Origin of the sequence: Pseudactinotalea sp. (assembly GCF_048594945.1) — a bacterium.
Taxonomy (GTDB): Bacteria; Actinomycetota; Actinomycetes; order Actinomycetales; family Beutenbergiaceae; genus Pseudactinotalea.
Genome location: NZ_JBMDXJ010000209.1, coordinates 1 through 1,741, shown reverse-complemented (window position 1 = coordinate 1,741; position 1,741 = coordinate 1). Strand labels below are relative to the sequence as shown.

Annotated in this window: 2 protein-coding genes; one reads left to right on the top strand and one right to left on the bottom strand. The window is 65.9% G+C overall.

Annotated elements, in window-relative coordinates; genetic code table 11:
• A partial coding sequence (locus ACOJSN_RS09235) for a hypothetical protein (RefSeq protein WP_420112205.1) occupies positions 1 to 261 on the top strand: 261 nt, incomplete at its 5' end.
• Positions 262 to 265: 4 nt separating this feature from the next.
• On the opposite strand, the gene ACOJSN_RS09230 is transcribed toward ACOJSN_RS09235, so the two are convergent.
• Positions 266 to 1,588, bottom strand: a complete 1,323-nt coding sequence (locus ACOJSN_RS09230) for an MFS transporter (protein WP_420112204.1) — start codon at positions 1,586 to 1,588, stop codon at positions 266 to 268.
• Positions 1,589 to 1,741: the final 153 nt, after the last annotated feature.

Below are 1,741 nucleotides of genomic sequence, written 5' to 3'. Positions count from 1 at the left end.
GGACGTCGCCTCGTCTTCGCTCTGCGCAAGGAGCAGGCTCAGTTGTTCTACCGAGTGATCGAACGGGGCATCGAGGCTGGCGAGTTCACGACGCCCTTCCCCCGCGAATGCGCACGCAGCATCATCGCCACGGGAGTCGCGGTGTCGACGTGGTTCGACGAGACGGGCCCGCTGTCGCGCTCGGACATGGTCTCCAGGTCGGTCACCTTGGCTCTCGCCACCGCGCAGGCGACGACCACCTCCCCAGCCCTCCAGGGCTAGAGGCTCAGGGACTCTCCGTCGACATGTCCACTCTCAGGGCCCGGTCGCCGCGCATCATCGAGAGCACGCTCATCACCCCAACGGCTGCGGCGACCCAGACGAAGTAGGCTGCGGCGACCGAGTTGCCCGTGGTCTCCACCAGCCACAACGCAGTGAACGGTGCCGTTCCACCGGCGATCACGACGCCCAGGTTCCACCCCATGGCCGTACCGGTGTATCGAAGCTCGACGGGGAACAGTCCGGGAAGGATCGTGTAGGCCGCGACCTGAGTCGCCACGGTCGCGAGCATGATCACCACGTAGGCGACCGAGGCCCACCACAGATCGACTCCCATGAGCGCCATCATGGGAAGACTGAGCGCGGCCGTCGCCAGCAGACCGGCCATGGCCAGCCGCGTGTGCCCGATCCGATCCCCGACGATCCCGGCCATTGGCATGCTCAGCGCTGCCAGACCGATGGACCCGGTCGCGATCCAGTACACCGGCGTCTTGTCGTACCCGAGCTCCTGAACGAGGTGGATGCTGAGATAGGAGAGGCCGATGTACGCGGTCCCGTTCGTCGCGATCGCAAGACCTACAGCCTTCATCAGCGGCACGTGATGTCGGGTGACGAGCTCCCCGAGCGGGGGCCTCGTCCTCGCCACCACGTCATCGGTGGCCTGGAAGGTCTCCTCGACCCGAAGACGGAACCACAAGCAGACGAAGGTCAGCGGCAGCGCGAGCAGGAACGGCACCCGCCATCCCCATGAGTCGAGGGCGGCGTCCGACACCAGAGCGGTGGTTGCCCCCGCGACAGCCGCAGCGAGAGCGAAGCCGGCATTGCCACCCATTGCGGGGTACGCGCCGAATCGTGCCCGCTCGTTCTCCGGCACCGACTCCGCGACCAACGTCATCGCCCCACCGAGCTCGCCGCCAGCCGAGATCCCCTGCAGGAGCCGTACGACCACCAGGAGCACGGTCGCGAACACACCGGCGGTCTCGTAGGTGGGCAGGAGCCCCATGAGCGTGCTCGCGGCTCCCATGGAGACGAGCGCGATGACGAGCGCCTTGCGGCGACCCAGACGATCTCCGATGTGCCCGAAGATGATCCCCCCCAGAGGACGCACCAGGTAAGCACCGGCGAAGATCGCCAGGGCCGACAGCAGGGAAACCACGGGGTCGTCACCGGGGAAGAACAAGGGCGCCAGGACGATCGCCAGGTAGCCGTAGAGGCTGAAGTCGTAGTACTCGATCATGGTCCCGACGCCGCCGGCGACAGCCGCGCGCCTGGCACTCGGCCGGTGCGCGTCGGACTGCCCGGACTGCAGCGAAGCAGGGGTGGATGACATGACGACCTCCCAGTGAGACGTGGACCACATTAACGTATGTTCCGAACGGTCGCTTGTCAATGAAACGAGCTCGTTTGCACATTCTGGGACCTCACGTTGGCGGTGTTCATCCTGTTATTCCAACGTCATTGCCTTCTCGGCTGGTCACGGATT